This is a genomic window from Microbacterium sp. ARD31, assembly GCF_031844425.1.
The window spans coordinates 835478-855326 of record NZ_JAUZVE010000001.1 but is presented as its reverse complement, the minus strand read 5'-3'; the positions used below and the strand labels follow the sequence as shown (position 1 = coordinate 855326).

Sequence of the window (19849 nt, the reverse complement as noted above, 5' to 3'; positions counted from 1 at the left end):
GGCTCGTGGACCCCGAAGCCTCCGCCGCGCTCGCGCGGCTGCGTGAACTCCTGCGCATCCCGACCGTGTCGTACGCGGACGAATCACTGATCGATTGGAGCAACTTCGACGCGTTCCACGCCGCCCTCGAGCGCCTCTATCCGGGCGTGCACCGCGTGCTCGAGCGCGAGGTCATCGGCGGGCACTCGCTTCTGTACCGCTGGCGCGGAGCGGATGCCGCGGACCCGCTCGTCCTCATGGCGCACATGGACGTCGTCCCCGTCGTCGCGTCGGAGTGGGACCACGAGCCGTTCGCGGCCGACCTCGTCGGCGAGGGCGAGGAGCAGACGATCCACGCCCGCGGCGCGGTCGACGACAAGGGTGCACTGGTCGCGATCCTCGAAGCGGTGGAGGCGCTCGTCGCCGACGGCGTGACGCCCGCGCATGACGTGTACCTCTCGTTCGGGCACAACGAGGAGACCGCGGGTGGCGGTGCGCAGGCGATCGTCGCGGTGCTCGAGGCGCGCGGCATCCGTCCGTCACTCGTCCTCGACGAGGGCGGCGCGGTCGTCGACGGCGTGGTGCCCGGCGTGACCGTGAAGACCGCGATGATCGGTGTCGCCGAGCGCGGCGTCATGACGGTGCACCTCACCGCTCGCGAACAGGGCGGGCACGCGTCGACGCCGCCAGCCGACCCGGCGACCGCGCGGCTCGCGCGCGCCGTCCTGCGCTTGCACCGTCGCCCGTTCCCGACCCGGCTCGTGGCGCCGGTGCGCGCGATGTTCGAGACCGTCGCGCCGTATACCCGCGGCCCGCTGCAGGCTGTGTTCCGCAGCATCCGCTACACGGGTCCCGCGCTCGTGAAAGTCTTCCCGAAGCTCGGCCCCGAGCTGAACGCGCTCGTCCGGACGACCGCCGTCGTGACCGAGATGGCCGGTGCCGCCGGCGCGAACGTCCTCGCGACGACCGCCCGAGCGACCGTCAACGTCCGGCTGCTGCCGGGCGACACGGTGGCATCCGCGCACCGTCGCATCCGCCGGGTCGTCGCCGACGACGGCGTGGACGTCGAGCTCGGGCACGCGTCCGAGGCGTCACCCGTGTCGGCGTGGGACGGCCAGGCATGGGGCCGCCTCGTCGCGGCAGGCCGCGCGACCCTCGGCGCCGACGTCGTCGCGACGCCCTACATCCAGCTCGGTGCGAGCGACAGCCGATGGTTCTGCGCCATCAGCGACAACGTCTATCGCTTCACGCCGTTCCACCTGTCGCTGTCGGAGCGTGAGGCGCTGCACTCGCACAACGAGCGCATCCGTGTGCAGGTGTGGCTGCGGGGGATCGAGTTCTACCGGGCGCTCATCACGGGCTGAGCCGTCGCGGGCACCCGCATCCTCAGCTGACTGCTTCGCCGGCGGGTCTCTGCGCCGGCGGGTGCGGGTACGTCGATTGCCCGCCATAATGAAGTAACGATGTGACCGTGCACATGCAAGGAGGCCTGCCGTGTCCACCGCCTCCGACCGTGTCAGGATGCCCAGCATCCGTGACGTCGCCAGGCTCGCGGGGGTGTCGCACCAGACGGTGTCGCGCGTGCTCAACGACCATCCGAGTATCCGCCCCGAGACGAAGGCCAAGGTCCTCGACGCGATATCGGTCCTCGACTATCGGCCGAATCTGGCCGCGAGGGCGCTCGTCACCAGCAAGTCGAACATCCTGGGTGTGCTCTCGGCGACGATCGGCGAGTTCGGCCCGACCTCCTCGATCGCCGGGATCGAGGATGCCGCCCGCGAAGAGGGCTACTCGGTCTCGACACTGAACCTCGGAGCGACGACCCCCGAGGCCATCGGCAACGCGGTGCGGCAACTCGCACGAGAGCAGGTGGACGGGATCGTGGTGCTGGCGCCGCAGGTTCGCGTCTTCCATGTCCTGCGGGGCGTGACCGTCGAGATGCCTTTCGTGTCGCTGCAGACGGCTTCCGGATCCGATGGCGTGACCCTCTCGGCCGATCAGGTCGCCGGGGCGCGTGCCGCGACCGAGCATCTGATCTCGCTCGGACATTCGGACATCCTGCACCTCGCAGGTCCGCAGGACTGGATCGAGGCGGAGTCCCGGATGCGGGGCTACCTCGACGGTCTGCGCGAGGCCGATCTGCCCACGTTCCCACCCATCCGGGGCGACTGGACCGCCGATTTCGGCTATTTCGCCGGCCAGGAGCTCTCGCGCCGCCGCGACTTCACGGCGGTGTTCGTGGCCAACGACCTCATGGCGATCGGGCTCATGCACGGGTTCCGGGATGCCGGGGTACGTGTTCCGCACGACGTGAGTGTGATCGGGTTCGATGACATCCCCGTCGCGGCACATGTCGCACCGACACTGAGCACGGTTCACCAGGACTTCCCGGAACTCGGCCGCCGCGCTGTGCGCATCCTCCTCGCGCAGATCCGCGGTGAGGCCGTGCCCGAATTCGGGCCGTTGCAGACGCTGCTGCGCACGCGCGAGTCGACCGCGTCGCGGTAGCGACACGGATTCGCCGGGCGCACTTGACAGCGCCTCAGCATCCGTGCACTATGGACTCCAATGTGAACGGTCACATCGACGGTGGCCGCACATCAAGGAAGATTCGTGACCACCACAGCAACGTTGCCTACCGTGTCCGGCCCGATCCTCGAGATGCAGAACATCACGAAGGAGTTCCCGGGAGTCAAAGCGCTCGCCGACGTGTCCATCACCGTCCGTGCAGGTGAGATCCACGCCATCTGCGGCGAGAACGGTGCGGGCAAGTCCACTTTGATGAAGGTGCTCTCCGGGGTGTACCCCTTCGGCACGTACACGGGCGATATCCGTCTCTACGGCGAAGAGCAGCGGTTCCGTGACATCGCCGCGAGCGAGCAGGCCGGCATCGTCATCATCCACCAGGAGCTTGCGCTCATCCCCGAGCTCTCGGTGACTGAGAACATCTTCCTCGGGAACGAGATCAAGCGGTTCGGTCGGATCGACTGGCCGGCGCAAAAGCTCCGCGCCACCGAGCTCCTCGCCCGCGTCGGGCTGGCAGAAGATCCCGACGTCCCCATCAAGACCCTCGGCGTGGGGAAGCAGCAGCTCATCGAGATCGCGAAGGCGCTGAACAAGGACGTCAAGCTCCTCATTCTCGACGAGCCGACGGCAGCGCTGAACGAGAACGACTCGCAGCACCTGCTCGACCTGATCCTCGGCCTCAAGGCGAAGGGGATCGCGTCGATCATCATCAGCCACAAGCTCAACGAGATCGAGCAGATCGCCGACGAGATCACGATCATCCGCGACGGGCGCACCGTAGAGACCCTCGACATCTCGCGCGGCGAGATCAACGAGGACCGCATCATCCGCGGCATGGTCGGCCGGTCGCTCGAAAGCCGGTACCCCGACCGCACTCCCGAGATCGGCGAGGTCTTCTTCGAAGTCAAGGACTGGTGGGTGCAGCATCCGACCGTCACCGAGCGCATGGTCGTGAAGGGTTCGAGCATCAACGTCCGGCGCGGCGAAGTGGTCGGCATCGCGGGCCTCATGGGCGCGGGGCGCACCGAGTTCGCCATGAGCATGTTCGGCCGGTCGTACGGCACGTTCCTCGGCGGCACCATGATCAAGGACGGCCGGGAGATCGTGCTGCCCGACGTCGCGTCGGCGATCAAGCACGGCCTCGCGTACGTGAGCGAGGACCGCAAGGTGCTCGGTCTCAACCTGCTCGACACGATCAAGCGCTCCATCGTCGCCGCCAAGCTGTCGAAGATCGCGCACAACGGCGTCGTCGACGACCGCGAGGAGTTCACGATCGCCGAACAGTACCGAAAGGCGCTCCGCATCAAGACGCCGTCCGTCGATGAGGGCGTCGGCAAGCTCTCCGGCGGCAATCAGCAGAAGGTCGTGCTCGCGCGCTGGATGTTCACCGATCCCGACATCCTCATCCTCGACGAGCCGACCCGCGGCATCGACGTCGGCGCCAAGTACGAGATCTACGCGATCATCAACGAGCTCGCGGCGCAGGGCAAGGGCGTCATCGTCATCTCCAGCGAGCTGCCCGAACTGCTCGGCATCTCCGACCGCATCTACACCGTTTTCGAAGGTCGGGTCACCGACTGCATCCCGGCCGACCAGGCGACACCCGAGGCACTCATGCGCAGCATGACCTCCGCGACTCAGAGAGCAACCGCATGACCACCGAATCCACCCCGGCGAAGCGCGGGTTCCACTTCAAGGACATCACGAAGATGTTCGGCGGCGGCGGAACATCGACGCTGCGCCAGTTCGGAATCCTCGGCAGCTTGATCGTCATCATCGTCCTGTTCGAGATCCTGACGCTGATACGCAACGGTCCCAACGGCGCGACCCTGACGTCGGGAAACCTGATCAACGTCATCAATCAGTATTCGTTCATCCTGATCCTCGCGATCGGCATGGTGATGGTCATCATCATGGGGCACATCGACCTCTCGGTCGGCTCTGTCGCCGCATTCACCGGCATCATCGTGGCGAAATCGATGACCGAGTGGAACTTCCCCTGGCCGCTGGCGATCCTGCTCGGCCTCGGTGTCGGCGCGGCGGTCGGCGCATGGCAGGGCTTCTGGGTGGCCTACGTCGGCGTGCCGGCGTTCATCGTGACGCTTGCGGGAATGCTGTTCTTCCGTGGGGCGCAGCAGTGGATCGGCGACGCGCAGACCATCCCGGTGCCGAAGGGCTTCCAGATCATCGGCACGGGCTATCTCCCTGAGATCGGGCTGCCGCTGCCGTTCAACATCCCGACCATGCTGCTCGCACTCGTCGCGGTCGCCTGGCTCGTGTTCTGGGAGATCCGCACGCGTCGGGTCCAGAAGAAGATGGGCTCCGACCGTGCGCCCCTCTGGGTGAGCGTGACCAAGGTCGTGCTGCTCTCGGTCATCGTGCTCGTGGCGGCGTGGATGTTCGCGACAGGGCGCCCCGGGACCAGCTTCCCGGTTCCCGGCCTGATCCTGCTCGCGCTCGTCATCGTCTACACGTTCGTCACGAGCAACACGGTCTTCGGTCGGCACATCTATGCGGTCGGCGGCAACCGGCAGGCCGCGCGCCTGTCGGGTGTGAAAGACCGCTGGGTCGACTTCTTCGTGATGATGAACATGTCGGTCCTCGCGGCCCTCGCCGGAATGATCTTCGTCGCCCGCTCGCAGGCCTCCGGTCCGAACGATGGCACCGGGTGGGAGCTCGACGCCATCGCCTCGGTGTTCATCGGCGGCGCGGCCGTCGCGGGAGGCATCGGCACCGTGATCGGATCGATCATCGGTGGTCTCGTGATGGCCTTCCTCAACAACGGCCTCGCGCTGCTCGGCCAGGGTTCCGACGTCGTCTCGATGATCAAGGGACTCGTGCTCCTGATCGCGGTCGGGATCGACGTCTGGAACAAGCAGCAGGGCCGCCCGTCGCTCATCGGTTTCATGACGCGCCGCTTCGGCCGCACGGAGGACCCGGCGACGCAGACCTTCGAGCCCAACAAGACCTACCAAGCCCCACCCGTCGACAAGACGAGCGGACAGTAGGGGCCTCGTCGCGCTCGCACGCGTGACGAGACCTTCACACACCATAGAAAGAGATCACATGAAGAAGATGCTTCTGACGGCGACAGCGATCGTCGCCGTGGGTGCTTTCGCCCTCACCGGATGCTCCTCCGAGCGCGGCGGTGGCGACACCGGGACCGGCGGCAGCGACGAGGCTGCAGTGGGCTTCGCGGCCGACGCGACGATCGGTGTCGCGCTTCCCGACAAGACGTCGGAGAACTGGGTCCTCGCGGGCAAGCTGTTCGAGGACGGTCTTGCAGAGGCCGGCTTCCAGGCCGACGTGCAGTACGCTCCGGCGTCGAACACGGTCGCCGAGCAGCAGAACCAGATCCAGGCGATGGTGACGAACGGCGCCAAGGTCATCATCATCGGCGCGAAGGACGGCAAGCAGCTCGCCACGCAGGTGCAGGCGGCGAAGGACGCCGGCGCCACCGTGATCGCGTACGACCGCCTGATCGAGAACACCGACGCGGTCGACTACTACGCCGCGTTCGACAACTTCAAGGTCGGCAACCTGCAGGGCCAGGCGCTGCTCGACGGTCTTGCCGAGCGCGCGGGTCACGAAGCTCCGTACAACATCGAGCTCTTCTCGGGCTCGCCGGACGACGCGAACTCCGCGGTGTTCTTCGATGGCGCCATGGAGGTTCTGCAGCCAAAGATCGACGACGGCACGCTGAACGTCGTCTCCGGCCAGACCGAGATCGCCCAGACGGCAACCGAGGGCTGGCTGGCCGAGAACGCGCAGAACCGCATGGACACCATCCTCACGGGCTCGTACAGCGGCGACACCGTGATCGACGGCGTCCTGTCCCCGAACGACACGCTGGCCCGCGCCATCATCACCTCTGTGCAGCAGGCAGGCAAGCCGGTCCCGGTCGTCACCGGCCAGGACTCCGAGGTCGAGTCGGTCAAGTCGATCATGGAGGGCGTGCAGTACTCCACGATCAACAAGGACACCTCGCTTCTCGTCGCCCAGGCCATCAAGATGGCCCAGCAGTTGCAGAAGGGCGAGGAGGTCGAGGTCAACGACACCGAGTCCTACGACAACGGCGTCAAGGTCGTCCCGGCCTACCTGCTCGACCCGGTCATCGTCACCAAGGAGAACGCCGCCGAGGCGTACGAGAACGTTCCGAGCCTCCTCGAGATCGTCAAGTCCTACGAGTAGCACTCTCGCCCTCATCGAGGGCTGAGCGAGCCGTCCGGCCGATCCTCCTCGCGGGGGTCGCCCCGGGCGGCTCGTTCGCGTACTGGGCGCTCGTTGCCGCCTGAGCCGGCTCACTCAGGGAACCAGCACGATCTTGCCGTCGACGCCGTCTGCGAGGGCACGGTGCGCCTCGGCGGCCTCGGCGAGTGCGAACGTCGGGCCGAGTTCGACATCCAGTGCGCCCGCGGCGATGAGCTGCAGGCTCACCGGCATCGCCTCTGCACGCAGGGCCAGCTGCTGCGCGGTGAGCGGTTCAGGACTGCCGCCCGAGAACGCGCGGATACCGAGGCCCGCGGCATCCCCTCCTCGGACGAGGGTCGCGATACGACCGCGGTCGTCGACGAGCTCGATCGACGTGCGGAGGGCCTCGTCAGTGCCGGCTGCGTCGATCGCGACGGTGATGCCCTGGGGTGCAGCCGCGCGGACTCTATCGGCGAGGCCCTCGCCGTACGCGACGGGTGTCGCGCCGAGTGCACGCACACGCTCGGCGCGGCGCTCGCTCGTGGTTGCGATCACCGTCGCACCCCAGAGGACGGCGAACTGGATGAGGAACTGCCCGACCGCACCGGAACCGGCGTGCACGAGGACGACGTCGGACGGTCCCACCGCCATCGACCGGAGCGTCTGGTAGGCGGTACCGGACGGGATGCCGAGCGCAGCAGCCTGCGCAGCGCTCACCTGCGGCGGGCGAGGAGTGAGGGTGGATGCCGCGACGACGACGTCGGTCGCGTAGAGCCCTGTCGCGCCCGCGATCGCGACCGCATCGCCCACGCGCAGCCCGTCGACGTCTGCGCCGAGCGCCGTCACGACGCCGGCGCCGTCGAATCCGATACGACGCGGCGAGGTGATCGGCGGCGAGGGGCGGGTGCCGGCGCGGAGCTTCGCGTCGAGGGGATTCACCCCCGCAGCTTCGATGCGGACGGCCACGTCGCCGGGACCGGGAGCGGGGGTGTCGATGTCGCCGAAGGTGAGGACCTCCGGGCCGCCGAGGGTGAGGTACGTGATCGCGGATGCCATAGTGCCGCCAGCCTATGACGCTTACTCACTCCGTCGCGGCGAGGGCTTTCGTGATGCGCTGCAGCGAGACCGGCTCCGCGGTCCCCAGGCGCTGGGCGAACAGGCTCACCCGGTACTCCTCGAGGAGCCACCGCGCATGCACGAGGCGCGCCGGCGCGCCGGCGGGAAGCGGCGTCGTGCCACCGGCATCCGCGAAGGCCGTCGCAGCGCGCTCGTATTCGGTCATGCGCTGCCGGTCGCGACCCGGATTGTCGGCGAGGGTCGTCACCCGCTCGAGCGCCCCCTGCAGGTAGCGGGGAAGGTGCGCGAGCCGGGCGGTGCCGGTGCGGGAGACGAAACCGCGGTGCAGGAGCCCGGCGAGCTGCGCCTTGAGGTCGCCGAGGGCGGCGAGGAGCGTCATCGAGTTCTGCGCGCGGATGCCGCGCTCCACGTCGCGCTGCAGGGTGAGGATCTTCGCCGTCAGTGAGACGGTCTGGAAGAGCTCGTCGACGACGCGCACAGAGAACGCGTCGCGGGCGGCGGTGAAGGCGGCCTCGTCGCGGATGACCGATGCGCCGAGGACGGCATCGGCGACGGCGACGCGGGCGTCCTCGATGAGCGCTTTCGCCGAGGGATAGGGGGATGCCGCGAGCGCGAGCTTCTCGGCTGCGGTGAGGTGCTCGAGCACGTAGGCGGCAGGCGAGGGCACGGCGAGCAGCAGCAGACGGCGCACCCCTGCGCGGGTGAGGTCCGCTGCCCGCTCGGGTGTCGCTTCGATGCGGAGCGCCACGGACTCCTTCTCGTCGACGAGCGCGGGGTAGCCGCGCACGACACCGCCGGCGACCTTCGTGTCGACGACGCCCGGCAGCGTGCCGACGTCCCAGGTCGTGATCCCGGTGCGCTCGGCGGGTGCGGCCGGCCCGGATGCCGCGGGGGCGGCCGGCTGCGGACCGCGGCCCGGTGCCGGCTGGCGGGACACCGACCGGGCGACGGACTCCCGCGCTCGGCCGGCGAGACGCTGCTGGAGCTCGGCGAGATCGCGGGACGACCCCACGGCGCGGCCGCGGTGGTCGACGGCACGGAACGAGACGAGGAGGTGCCCGGGGACGCGCTCGAGCTCGAAGTCGGCAGCGGTGACGGGCTGGTGCGCGACGCGCTGGATGCGCGCCGCGAGAGCCGCGCGGAGCGTCGAGGCGGGCAGCCCGTCGGTGTCTTCGGGGCCTGTGCCGGCGAGCTCGTCGCCGAGCGTGGTCGCCCAGTCCGCGGCGGGGACGACGTGACGGCGGATCGTCTTCGGCAGCGCCTTGATGAGTGCGGTGATGAGCTCCGCGCGCATGCCGGGCACCTGCCAGTCGAACCCGTCGGGTCGCAGCTGCGCGAGGAGGGCCAGCGGCACGACGATGCTGACGCCGTCGTCGGGGGCGCCCGGCTCGAACCGGTAGGCGACCGACAGCACCTGGTCGCCCTGACGCCAGCGCGCCGGGAAGTCGCGCTCGTCGGTGCGGGCGGACTCGCCGAGGAGGTCGGCCTCGGTCATGTCGAGCAGCTTCGGGGTGCGCGGCTGCGTCTCGCGCCACCACTCCTCGAACGAGCGGACGTCGAACACGTCGTGCGGCACGCGCGCGTCGTAGAAGGCGTACACGGCCTCGTCGCCGACGAGGATGTCGCGGCGACGCTCCCGCTCCTCGATGCGCTCGAGCTGGCGGCGGAGCTCGCCGTTGCGGCGCTCGAACGCGGTGAGCCGCTTGTCGAGGTGCTGGCTGTTCCACTCGCCCTCGACGAGCGCGTGGCGCAGGAACAGTTCGCGCGCGAGGTCGCGGTCGCGGCGGGCGAGCTGCACGCGCCGGCGCGGGATGATCTCGACCCCGAAGAGCGTCACCTTCTCGGCCGCGACGGCGGCACCGGCATCCTTCGACCAGTGCGGGTCGCTGAGACTGCGGTGCGCGAGATCGCCGGCGAGGTCCTCGGCCCACGCGGGGTCGATCGCCGCGACGGTCCGGCCGAACAGGCGCGAGGTCTCGACGAGCTCGGCGGCCATGACGGCGTCGGGCGAGGCTTTGCGCAGGCCCGAGCCGGGGAAGATCGCGAACGAGGCGCCGCGGGCACCCCGGTACTGCGGGAGGGGCTTGCGGGCGTTCTTCTTTGCGGGATCGGTCGTGACCGAACGCGTGTCGAGGATGCCGATGTGCGACAGGAGCCCCGAGAGGATCGCGCGGTGCAGCGCATCGGGGTCGGCGGCGCCGGCGGTGCGGCGGGGCGCGTCCTTCGGGGCGCCGGAGCGCGACAGCGTGCTCAGCTGGCGGTGCACGTCGAACCACTCCCGCACCCGCACGTAGTTGAGGTGCTCGCTGCGGCACAGGCGCCGGAACGCGCTCGAACCCAGCTCGCGCTGCTGCTCGCGGAGATGGTTCCAGAGGTTCAGCAGGGTGAGGAAGTCGCTCGTCGGGTCGACGAACCGGGCGTGCAGCCGGTCGGCCTCCTCCCGGCGCTCCTCGGGGCGTTCGCGGACGTCCTGGATCGACAGACCCGCGACGATCGCGAGGACGTCGCGCGAGACGCCGAGCTTCTCGGCCTCCAGCAGCATCCGCGCGAAACGGGGGTCGATCGGCAGACGGGCGATCCGCCGGCCGAGGCTCGTCAGTCGCAGCGCGCCCGTGCGCCCCGTCACGGCGCGGAGCTCGGTGAGCAGCTCGACCGCGGCCTTCACGCCGCGGCTGTCGGGCTTCGTGAGGAACGGGAACTCCGTGACGTCGCCGAACCCGAGCGAGAGCATCTGCAGGATGACCGACGCGAGCGAGGTGCGGAGGATCTCGGGCTCGGTGAACTCCGGCCGCGCGGTGAAGTCGTCCTCGCCGTAGAGGCGGATCGCGATGCCCGCCGACGTGCGGCCGGCGCGCCCCGAGCGCTGCTGCGCCGAGGCCTGCGAGATCGCCTCGATCGGCAGGCGCTGGATCTTCGACCGCACGCTGTAGCGCGAGATGCGCGCCGTGCCGGCGTCGACGACGTAGCGGATACCGGGGACCGTGAGGCTCGTCTCGGCGACGTTCGTGGCGAGGATGATCCGCCGCCGCACCCCGGCGACCGAAGACGGCTCGAACACGCGGTGCTGCTCGGCGGAGCTGAGCCGGCCGAACAGGGGCAGCACCTCCGTCGGACGCGCGTCCTTCGCGTAGAGGCCGCGGACGGCATCCATCGCGTCGCGGATCTCGGCCTCGCCGGGGAGGAAGACGAGCACGTCGCCGTCGGGCTCGCGGTCGAGCTCTCGAAGGGCCGCGAGCAGCCCGTCGACGTCGTCCTCGGACGCGGTGTCGTGCGGGCGGTAGCGGATCTCGACGGGGTAGGTGCGGCCCGAGACCTCGATGATCGGGGCGGGCACGCGCTCGCCGTCCGGCGCGGTCGCGGCGAAGTGCGCCGCGAAGCTCTCGGGGTCGATCGTCGCGGAGGTGATGATCACCTTCAGGTCGGGACGCTCGGGCAGGATGCGGGCGAGGTACCCCAGCAGGAAGTCGACGTTGAGGGAGCGTTCGTGGGCTTCGTCGACGATGATCGTGTCGTACCGGCGGAGGAGCCGGTCGCGGTGGATCTCGTTCAGCAGGATGCCGTCGGTCATGAGCGTGACCTGCGTGGCGTCGGTCACCTCGTCCGTGAAGCGGACCTTGTAGCCGATCGCCCCACCGAGCGGCACCTGCACCTCGTGGGCGAGGCGTTCGGCGATCGAGCGGGCGGCGATCCGGCGGGGCTGCGTGTGGGCGATGCGCGTGCGCCCGAGCTCGAGGCACATCTTCGGCAGCTGCGTCGTCTTGCCCGACCCGGTGGCGCCGGCGACGATGACGACCTGGTTCTCCGCGATGGCGCGCGTGATCTCCTCCCGCGCGGCGCTGACGGGCAGCTCCGGGGGATACGAGAGGACGGGGGCGGGTGCGGACACAGCCTTCGATGCTATCGCGCGGGCGGATGCCGGCGGTCGCCCGCCGCCTGCCGGACCCGGCTCAGCGGTCGGCGGTCTGCGGGGCGTCCAGCAGCGGCAGGTCGGCCGCCGTGACCAGGCGCGAGAGGACGGCGTGCTCGACGAGGCGCGCACGCCGGTTCGTCGCGAGCTTGCCGGCGCCGCCGCGCAGGCCCTGCACCCCCTCGCGGTCGAACTTGTCGCACACGTTGTCGAGCTTGCGGTTGAACGTCGTGAGCGGCCAGCCCAAGCGCTCGGCGGCCTTCGCCGAGGTGGGGATCTGACTCGAGCCCATCATCCCGCCGCGCAGGATCGGCTCGCACAGGGCGATGAGCAGCAGTCGCTGGCTGGCCGTCAGCGGGACCGCGCCGATCGTCGTGCCGCCGTCGGTGCTGTCGCCCTCGAGCGGGGACGTGCGTCCCGTGAAGCGGGCGGCGCCGTTGCGGATCGTGAACTCGTACGTGTACGCGCCCGCCGTGAACATGACGACGAGCTCGGGGAACACGAGCGGCACGCGCGTTCCCGGACCGAGCATCGCCTGGTAGGCGCCGTCGGCCGTGGCGAGCGCGACCGAGATGGACCGGCCCGTGTTGGTGAGCCACCACATGCCCTGCGACGACTCGATTTCCAGCAGTCGGCGGTGCAGGTACGGGTTCGTGTCGATGACGAGGTCCGCGTCGCGACCGATGGAGAAGGTCTCACCCGGCGTCGGGTGGAACCACTCCCCGCAGAACTCGATCCCGAGCTCGGCGGCCTCCGTCTCGGCCGTCATCTCGATGTCCTCCGTCATCACATTCCCCCTTGAACGAGCACGACGATGCCCCAGACGGCGCCGGCGACGACCGCCGTGCCGACGAGGCCGACGAGCAGCAGCAGCCCTGTGCGCGACCGGCGCGCCGGTGTGGGCGCCGGGGACACCGGGGGCGCGACCGGGGTCCGCACGACGCGTGCGGCGGGCTCGCCGCGCCGAGGCGCGTAGACCGGCTGCGACACGAGCGTGCCCGGCGCCGACGCGGTCCGCGGCGTGTCGGCGCGGCCGTGCGCGATGGACGTCCCCGTCGTCGTCGTGGGCGCGACGCGTCGGGCCGTCGCCCGGGTGCCCTCGTCGGTGCGCCGCTCGGCGAGGAGCGTCTCGTCGGCGTCCTCCGGTGCCGCGACCGGACCCGTCTCGGCCCGACGTGCGACGAGCCGGGTGTCGTCGTCGCGCTCGGCCCGCAGCTCGCGGCGCGTGCGGGGCGCGAGGCGCGTCTCGTCCTCGAACGGGTCAGTCATGGCGTTTCCGCCGCGACGGCACCGTCTCGACCTCGATCGTGCCGGTCGCGGGTTCGCTCGTGACGAGGCCGCCGGTCGTGTCCTCGAGGCGGGGGTGGATGCCGCCCCCCACCACGTCGACGACGATCGCCGTCACGTTGTCGCGGCCGCCGTGGGCGAGCGCCTGGGCGATGAGCGCCCCCGTCGTCTGCGCCGGGGACGCGCCGCTCAGCAGGCCCGCCCGGATCGCCTCGTCGGTGATCTCGCCCGAGAGGCCGTCGGAGCAGATGAGGATGCGCTCCCCGGTGACCACCGGCAGCAGCCAGAAGTCGGCGGGGCTGCGCTCGCCGCCGACAGCGCGCGTGATCACGTTGCGCCCCTCGAATGTCGACATCTCGTCGCGGGTCAGGCGCCCGGCATCCACCATCTCCTGCGCGATGGAGTGGTCGACGGTCACCTGCTCCAGGCGCTCGGAGAGCAGGCGGTACACGCGGGAGTCGCCGATGTTGACGACGAGCCACCGGGGCTCCCCGCCCTGCTGCACGGCCACGACGCCGGTGAGCGTGGACCCGGCGCCGCGGGTGGTGCCGCGGGCGATCGCGCCGACGGCGCGGTGGGCGGCGTGGACGGCCTCGGCGACCTCCTCGGGCGCGACGTCGCCGCGGCCGACGAACCCCCGGAAGGCGTCGACGACGGCGGCCGCGGCACGGTCGCCCGCCTCGTGACCGCCCATGCCGTCGGCGACGATGAACACGGGGAAGCTCGCGAGGTGCGCGTCCTCGTTCACCCGACGCCGCAGTCCGGTGTCGGTGAGCGATGCGCTGATGACCTCGACGTGCAGCGGACGGGGGGAGGTCATCGGGCTCCCACGTCGAGGAACAGCTCCGCGTCGCCGAGGAGGAACCGCCCCGAGACGGGGACCGGCGCGCCCACCGCGATCTCGGCGTCGTCGTCGCCGACGATCACGCCGTTGGTCGAGGACAGGTCGGTGATGCTCCAGCCGTCCTCGCCGCGGCGCAGTAGCGCGTGCGTCTTCGAGACCGTGCGGGTGGCGTCGTCGACGGGGACGGGCTGGGCACCGGGCGCCTGCGCAGGGGGCGTCGGATTGCGACCGAGGACGACGAGATCGGCGGTGAGCGGGACCGTCTGCCCGTTCGGGAGCCGCAGCGCGGCGCTCGGGCGTCGGTGCGCCGCCAGCACGGTGTGCTCCTCGACCTCGGTCGCCGCCGGGGCGGGAGCGGGCGGCAGCGGCGCCACCGGCGCCGCCGGCGTGGCGGCGGGAGCCGCGGAGGGGGCCGGCGCGAGCGGCGGCGGCGACCACGGCGTGACCGGTGCGGCGGCGGGGAACGGGGTCGTCGAGGGCGGCGCGAACGCGGTCGTGTCCGACGGGACGGATGCCGCGGCCGTCGTCGGCTGCGCGTCGCCCGCGAACGGCGTCGGCGGCAGTCCGGTGCGCGGCAGGCCGTGCCACTGCGCCGAGCCCCACCCGATGACCGAGGCCCAGACGGGGAACAGGAGGACGCCCAGCACGACGAACCCGCCGCCCCGCTCGAACCCGCGGTTCAGGGGGCCCATCATGCGGACGAGGAGGATGATCGCTCCCGCCGCGAAAAGGAGCACGAGGACAAGGGGCACCACCGTCGCGCCGAGGAGCGCGCCGGCGGCGTCGCCGCCCGAGCCGCCGAACGCGGCGTTCTGCGCCGACGCGACGAACACCGCGTTGAGGACCGAGGCGAGGATCGTGGTGAGCAGGCCCCCGCCGACGAGGACCGCCGCCCACCATCCCTTCATCCCGGCCACCTCGAACAGGGTCCAGAGGTTCAGCACCGGGATCCAGGCGCGCGCGGCGGGTCGGTCGACCTTCCGGAAGACGGCGCTCAGCGCGAGGGCGGTCCACACGTAGACACCGGCGGCGAGGACGAGCTGGACGAACGCCACCAGCAGTGACGCGACGGCGAGACCGGCGGCGGCTCCGGCCGCCTCGGCAGCCGTCGTCGCGAGAGGGATCTCCGTGGTCATGCTCTGCATCCGTCCTGGCCCTCCGTCATCGATTCCGTCGATCCCGCACCGCACACCCTATCGGCGCGCGGCCCGTCCGCGCGGGAGCAACGAGCGCAGCGACAGGCGCGCGCGCAGCCGCGCCCAGAAGCCCTTCTCCGCCGCGAAGCGCGCGCGTTCGGCCGCGACGATCCGCCAGAACTCCTCGTTCTCGGCCGCCGTCGGCGGCACCACGTCGAAGACCGACCGGTCGGCCCACGTCGCCAGGCGGGTGCCCGCCGCCTCCTCCGCGTCGCCGGCGAACAGGCGCGCGAGCTCCTGGCGCGTCAGATGGGCGGGGGCCGGGTACCCGTGGTCGACCGCCGTGTCGACGTACTCGTCCCAGCCGCCGGTGAAGCGCGCGGCGACGTCGCCGCGCCGGCGGCCGCGCCGCCGCAGCGCCTTGACGGCGAGGATCGTGACGAGCGGGCCGACGAGGACGATCATCGCGAGCAGCGAGACGCCGCTCACGCGCACCGCGGCCCACAGCGCCGACAGGTCTCGCTCCTGCGGAGCGGCCTCGGGGGCGCTCTGATCGCCGTCGGAGGGCGACGCGTCGGCGGGGAGCACCGGCTCGGCGTCCTCCCGGCTCACCTCGGTCGGGTTCTCGGGATCGCGCCGCTGCTCGAGATCGGGAGACGGGAAGCTCTCGTGCTGGGGGGTCACGTCGACGGGGAGCCAGCCCCCGGCGGCATCCGCCACTTCGATCCACGCGGCGAGATCGCCGCCGCGGCACCGTCCCTCGTCGCACACGGGCAGGTCCTCGTCCGAAGCGAGTCGCGTCCCCACGACGACCCGGGCGTCGAACCCGAGCTGGTCGGCGATGAGCATCGCCGCGACCGCGAACTGCTCGTCGTCGCCCACGGCGGCTACGAGGTCGGCGTCGGTGCCGCCGGGCGCCTGCGCCTCGCGCTCGAGCAGCTGCGTGAACAGCGTCCCGATGCGGTCGGCCGAATGCCCGGCGCGGGAGGGCTGGAAGCCGGCCCGGCCGAGCTCCCGCATCCAGGCGGGGACGGAGCCTCCCGGCAGCTGCAGCGCGTGGCTCAGGTAGCCGCGGCTGCGGAGGCGGTCCACGAGCGTCTCGAGGGCCGCGCCGCCCGCGCCGGCATCCTGGCTCTCCATCCACTCCGTCAGCGAGGCCGGGACGACCTCCGCCGGCAGGGACGGCCCGCTGCGAGCCGGGGTGAGGGATGCCACCGGTCCCGCCGCCTCGGAGGGGGATGCGGCGAGCCGGTAGGCGTCCCCGGTCTGCAAACCGTCCCCTGCGATCTCGATCGCGGCACCCGTGGCGGCGTTGTGGAAGAAGCCGTCCGCGAGCTCCGCCGCGCGGGGACCGTCGAACGACACGGCGCGCAGGTCGCCGACGGTCGGCACCCAGATCCCCGTGCCGGCGTCGATGCGCACCGTCACGGCGATCTCGCCGGTGCCGGCCGGGTCGAGTCGGGACGGGACGCGGGTGAACGCCGTCGCCGGGTCGGCGAGGCCCGCCTGTGGGTCGACCGCGCGCACCGTCCGGCCGTCATAGAAGGGGAGCGTCGCGAGCCGTACCCGCTCGGCGCCGGCGGCGGGGGAGACGGTGAAGAGAGGTTCGTCGAAGCGGTCATCGCCGAACGAGGCGCGGTACGCGGCGAGCGGGCTCGGCGCGCGTTCGAGCTCGAGCACCGGGTCGACTACGCTCCGCGCCACCTCGCGCGGCTGGTCCGCGAGCGCCCACGGCCCCCACAGTGCGGCGACCGCCGCGGCCACGACGACCATGCCCGTCGCGGTCCCGACGCGCGCCGCGAGCCCGCGCCGGCGGCCACCCGGGCCGCGCGCCACCCCGGAGGCGGCGGCCGCCGTGGCGAGGGCCCGGCGTCGGTCGTGACCGGACCGCCACACCACCGCGACGAGCGCCGTGACGATCGCGGCGACACCGAGTAGGGTCTCGGGCTGCACCGCGACCGGGCCGAGCCGCACGGGCGAGGCGAGCGAGCGCGCGCCGAAGGCGACCCCGAAGACGGCGGGCAGGAGCGCGAGGGCGACCGCCGGCATCCACCGCCGACGACTGCGCCACGCGATCGACAGCGCGGCTACCGTGCAGCCGAGGAAGAGGAAGAGGGCCGGGGCGAGCGTCGCCTGATACGACCCGAGCGGGAGCTCGAGGGTCAGCAGGTCCTTCCACCCCGTGACGGGGGCGGTCGCGACGTCGACGAGGGCGTCCACGGCGGCGTCGGGCGAGGCGAGCGACACCGCCGCGGCCACCGGCACCCCGAGCGCGATGTACGCGCCGAGAGCGGCGAGGGCGACCCACCAGCCCGTCCAGCGCCAGCGGGTGCCGAAGGCGGCCACGAGGTGACCGGCGGCGATGCCGACGGCCAGGGCGACGACGAGGGCGGTGCTGCGGTAGATCGGCCAGGTCGCGACGGCCCCGACGGCGAGGACGAGATCGAGGACGAGCGCCTGGCCGACGAAGAAGCCCGCACGCGACGGGTTCCGGCGCCGCCGGGCCCGGCGTGGCGGGACGACCTCGACGGGGGCGGTCACGACTGCGCGCCCTTCGCGAGCAGCTGACGCAGGTCGTCGAGCAGCCCGATGGAGATGACGGTCATGCTGCCGAGCCGCCGGATGCCGGGCTCGGCCGTCGGCGCGCACACGAGGGCGACGACGGCCACCTCGCGGCCGAAGGCGAGCGCTGCGCTCTGCAGCTGCGTCGGGGTGAGGGGCGATCCGCAGACGAGGAAGGCGATCGACGCGTCGCCGTGGCGCGTCGAGGCGAGCGAGGCGACCTCGCGCAGCGGACTCGGGTTCACGCCGCGGTCGAGCCCGGCGAAGTCGTCGAGTAGGGTCCGGGTCGAGATCGTCGTGAGCGTTCGGAAGGTCCGCATCCGGCCGCGCGCGAACTCGGGGATCTCGGCACCGGTGACGACGGCGACGTCGCGGCCGTCGCGGATCCCGCGGACGCCGATGGATGCCGCGGCGCTGACCGCGAGCTCGAACTCGTCGTCGTCGGCGAACTCGTCGCCGCCGCGCCCGACCACGAGGATCATGCGGGAGCGGCGGGTCTCCTCGTACTGGCGCACCATCATGGCGCCCGTCTTCGCGGTCGACTTCCAGTGCACCTGACGGGGGGAGTCGCCCGGGACGTAGGGGCGGAGCGCGTGGAAGGAGAAGTCGGCGTCGACGATGGTCCGTGAGGGGCTCCCTTCCAGGTCGCGGATGAGTCCGGTCGCGGTGCTGCGCAGCCCCGTCGTCACCGGGTGCACGTAGAGCGTGCGCGTCTCCTGCCACGTCGCTTCGCGGGTGAGGATGCAGAGGGGGTCCCCGCGGACCGTGCGCGCGGGGCCGACCGTCACGATGCCCCGTCGGCGCGTCGGGATGACGACGGTCTCGGCGATCTCGTGCCGGGGTCGCAGCAGGGGGACGTGGACGTCGACGAGCCCGTCGCCGACGGGGAGGTCGACGCGACCGGGCAGGGCCGTCCGGCGGCCCACGTTCGCCACGACGAGCCGCCCCTCGACGGGTGTGCCCGCCACGACGCGGTCGTGGGCGAGGCGCAGGGTCACCTCGTAGGCGCGCGCGCCGAACAGGAACGGCACCGACAGGAGCAGCAGGAGCGCCGCCGCCCCGCCCGCGACGGCGAACTCGAGCAGCCCGAAGGCGAGGCCCGCGGCGAGTCCGATCACCGCCACGGCGACGACGACCCAGCCCGCGGGCGAGACGGTGTCAGCGACGGAGCGCCCCACACGGGCGGCCGCGCGACGCAGTCGGCGCCACCCGTGCAAGCCCCGGACGGCGAGCACGGTGGTGCCCCGTCCGGCCTCGAAGCCCGTGCGGGTGTACCCGGTCGCCGCCGACGTCCGGGTCAGTCGCGACTCGGTGGACGAACTCACACGTTCTCTCGCTGACCGCGGTCGTCGGCGCGCTCCTGCTGCGAGGGCGGCACGACGTCCAGGAGCACCTGGCCGACGACCGCCTCGGCGGTGACGCCGTCGAACTCCGCCTCGGGGTCGAGGATCAACCGGTGCGCGAGCACCGGGACGGCGAGCGCCTTGACGTCGTCCGGGGTCACGTAGGTCCGGCGGTGCGCGAGCGCCCACGTGCGGGCCGCCTTCGTGAGGGCGAGGGCGCCGCGCACGCTCACGCCCAGGCGCACCTCGCGGGCGAGCCGGGTGGCCTCGACGATGCGCGCGATGTAGTCCAGGACGAGGGGGTTGAGGTAGCCGCCGCGGGCGATGTCGGCCATGCTGACGACGCCCTGCGGCGTGATGACGGGGCCGACCTCGCGCGGGCCGTCGCCGGACCCGTCGAGGATCCGGATGGTCGCGGCGCGGTCGGGGTAACCGAGCGAGGTCTTCATGAGGAAACGGTCGAGCTGCGCTTCGGGCAGCCGGTAGGTGCCGGCCTGCTCGACAGGGTTCTGGGTGGCGACGACGAGGAAGGGTACGCCGACGCCGCGCGTGACGCCGTCGACGGTGACGTGGCCCTCTTCCATCACCTCGAGCAGCGCCGACTGCGTCTTGGGCGACGCGCGGTTGATCTCGTCCGCCAGCACGACGTTCGCGAAGATCGGTCCCTGGTGGAACTCGAACTCGCCGCGGCGCTGGTCGTAGACGGTGATCCCCGTGACGTCGCCGGGGAGGAGGTCGGGGGTGAACTGGATGCGGGAGCTCGTGCCCTGCACCGAGCGCCCCATCGCGCGGGCGAGCGAGGTCTTGCCTGTCCCCGGGTAGTCCTCGAGCAGCAGGTGCCCCTCGGAGATCATCGCCGTGAAGGCGAGCTCGATGACATGGCGCTTGCCGAGCACGACCTGCTCGACGTTGTCGACGAGCTTCGTGAAGGTGTCGGCGAACCAGGCGCTCTGCTCCTGGGTGATCGTCATCGTGGTCCTCTCGTGCGGGGGAGTTC

At 71.6% G+C, this 19849-nt stretch carries 14 protein-coding genes; 5 read left to right on the top strand and 9 right to left on the bottom strand.

Annotation, left to right across the window (positions count from 1 at the left end):
- Positions 1 to 5: 5 nt before the first annotated feature.
- The 5 genes from Q9S36_RS04265 (at position 6) to Q9S36_RS04245 (ending at position 6696) form a co-directional block, all read left to right on the top strand.
- Positions 6 to 1343 carry a M20/M25/M40 family metallo-hydrolase gene (locus Q9S36_RS04265; protein ID WP_311284058.1) on the top strand — a complete coding sequence of 446 codons (1338 nt, stop codon included), beginning with the start codon at positions 6 to 8 and terminating at the stop codon, positions 1341 to 1343.
- A gap of 157 nt (positions 1344 to 1500) precedes the next feature.
- The gene (locus Q9S36_RS04260) at positions 1501 to 2487 is read left to right on the top strand and encodes a LacI family DNA-binding transcriptional regulator (protein ID WP_311284057.1); all 987 of its coding nucleotides are present in this window, start codon (positions 1501 to 1503) and stop codon (positions 2485 to 2487) included.
- A gap of 153 nt (positions 2488 to 2640) precedes the next feature.
- Positions 2641 to 4161 carry a multiple monosaccharide ABC transporter ATP-binding protein gene (mmsA, locus tag Q9S36_RS04255; protein ID WP_283714863.1) on the top strand — a complete coding sequence of 507 codons (1521 nt, stop codon included), beginning with the start codon at positions 2641 to 2643 and terminating at the stop codon, positions 4159 to 4161.
- On the top strand, positions 4158 to 5513 hold the full coding sequence (gene mmsB, locus Q9S36_RS04250; RefSeq protein ID WP_311284056.1) for a multiple monosaccharide ABC transporter permease: 1356 nt from the start codon (positions 4158 to 4160) through the stop codon (positions 5511 to 5513). Before mmsA ends, mmsB begins: the two co-directional genes overlap by 4 nt.
- Positions 5514 to 5571: 58 nt before the next feature.
- Positions 5572 to 6696, top strand: a complete 1125-nt coding sequence (locus Q9S36_RS04245) for a sugar-binding protein (protein WP_283714579.1) — start codon at positions 5572 to 5574, stop codon at positions 6694 to 6696.
- Between the two features lie 114 nt (positions 6697 to 6810).
- On the opposite strand, the gene Q9S36_RS04240 is transcribed toward Q9S36_RS04245, so the two are convergent.
- The 9 genes from Q9S36_RS04240 to Q9S36_RS04200 all read right to left on the bottom strand — a co-directional run bounded on the left by Q9S36_RS04240 (position 6811) and on the right by Q9S36_RS04200 (position 19823).
- Positions 6811 to 7752: an NADP-dependent oxidoreductase gene (locus Q9S36_RS04240; protein WP_311284055.1), complete on the bottom strand. Its 942-nt coding sequence runs from the start codon at positions 7750 to 7752 to the stop codon at positions 6811 to 6813.
- 25 nt (positions 7753 to 7777) lie between these two features.
- Positions 7778 to 11659 carry an ATP-dependent RNA helicase HrpA gene (hrpA, locus tag Q9S36_RS04235; RefSeq protein ID WP_311284054.1) on the bottom strand — a complete coding sequence of 1294 codons (3882 nt, stop codon included), beginning with the start codon at positions 11657 to 11659 and terminating at the stop codon, positions 7778 to 7780.
- 61 nt (positions 11660 to 11720) lie between these two features.
- Positions 11721 to 12449, bottom strand: a complete 729-nt coding sequence (locus Q9S36_RS04230) for a hypothetical protein (RefSeq protein WP_253036194.1) — start codon at positions 12447 to 12449, stop codon at positions 11721 to 11723.
- 17 nt (positions 12450 to 12466) lie between these two features.
- A complete protein-coding gene (locus tag Q9S36_RS04225; RefSeq protein ID WP_311284053.1) occupies positions 12467 to 12949 on the bottom strand; it encodes a hypothetical protein in 483 nt (160 codons plus the stop codon).
- Positions 12942 to 13787 carry a protein phosphatase 2C domain-containing protein gene (locus Q9S36_RS04220; RefSeq protein WP_311284052.1) on the bottom strand — a complete coding sequence of 282 codons (846 nt, stop codon included), beginning with the start codon at positions 13785 to 13787 and terminating at the stop codon, positions 12942 to 12944. The genes Q9S36_RS04225 and Q9S36_RS04220 overlap by 8 nt, the downstream gene beginning before the upstream one ends.
- The gene (locus tag Q9S36_RS04215; RefSeq protein ID WP_311284051.1) at positions 13784 to 14947 is read right to left on the bottom strand and encodes an FHA domain-containing protein; all 1164 of its coding nucleotides are present in this window, start codon (positions 14945 to 14947) and stop codon (positions 13784 to 13786) included. Before Q9S36_RS04215 ends, Q9S36_RS04220 begins: the two co-directional genes overlap by 4 nt.
- Before the next feature lie 57 nt (positions 14948 to 15004).
- Positions 15005 to 17488: a transglutaminase-like domain-containing protein gene (locus tag Q9S36_RS04210; RefSeq protein ID WP_311284050.1), complete on the bottom strand. Its 2484-nt coding sequence runs from the start codon at positions 17486 to 17488 to the stop codon at positions 15005 to 15007.
- Entirely contained in the window at positions 17485 to 18834 is a 1350-nt protein-coding gene (locus Q9S36_RS04205) for a DUF58 domain-containing protein (protein ID WP_311284049.1), read from the bottom strand. The genes Q9S36_RS04210 and Q9S36_RS04205 overlap by 4 nt, the downstream gene beginning before the upstream one ends.
- Positions 18831 to 19823 (bottom strand): MoxR family ATPase, encoded by a 993-nt coding sequence (locus Q9S36_RS04200; RefSeq protein WP_064001698.1) that lies wholly within the window; start codon positions 19821 to 19823, stop codon positions 18831 to 18833. Before Q9S36_RS04200 ends, Q9S36_RS04205 begins: the two co-directional genes overlap by 4 nt.
- Positions 19824 to 19849 lie beyond the last annotated feature (26 nt).

Bases quoted from the DNA above. Each gene is read 5' to 3' on its own strand.
- Q9S36_RS04260 (WP_311284057.1), top strand. From the start codon at position 1,501: ATGCCCAGCATCCGTGACGTCGCCAGGCTCGCGGGGGTGTCGCACCAG.
- mmsA (WP_283714863.1), top strand. From the start codon at position 2,641: ATGCAGAACATCACGAAGGAGTTCCCGGGAGTCAAAGCGCTCGCCGAC.
- mmsB (WP_311284056.1), top strand. From the start codon at position 4,158: ATGACCACCGAATCCACCCCGGCGAAGCGCGGGTTCCACTTCAAGGAC.
- Q9S36_RS04245 (WP_283714579.1), top strand. From the start codon at position 5,572: ATGAAGAAGATGCTTCTGACGGCGACAGCGATCGTCGCCGTGGGTGCT.
- Q9S36_RS04240 (WP_311284055.1), bottom strand. From the start codon at position 7,752: ATGGCATCCGCGATCACGTACCTCACCCTCGGCGGCCCGGAGGTCCTC.
- Q9S36_RS04230 (WP_253036194.1), bottom strand. From the start codon at position 12,449: ATGACGGCCGAGACGGAGGCCGCCGAGCTCGGGATCGAGTTCTGCGGG.
- Q9S36_RS04225 (WP_311284053.1), bottom strand. From the start codon at position 12,949: ATGACTGACCCGTTCGAGGACGAGACGCGCCTCGCGCCCCGCACGCGC.
- Q9S36_RS04220 (WP_311284052.1), bottom strand. From the start codon at position 13,787: ATGACCTCCCCCCGTCCGCTGCACGTCGAGGTCATCAGCGCATCGCTC.
- Q9S36_RS04215 (WP_311284051.1), bottom strand. From the start codon at position 14,947: ATGACCACGGAGATCCCTCTCGCGACGACGGCTGCCGAGGCGGCCGGA.
- Q9S36_RS04200 (WP_064001698.1), bottom strand. From the start codon at position 19,823: ATGACGATCACCCAGGAGCAGAGCGCCTGGTTCGCCGACACCTTCACG.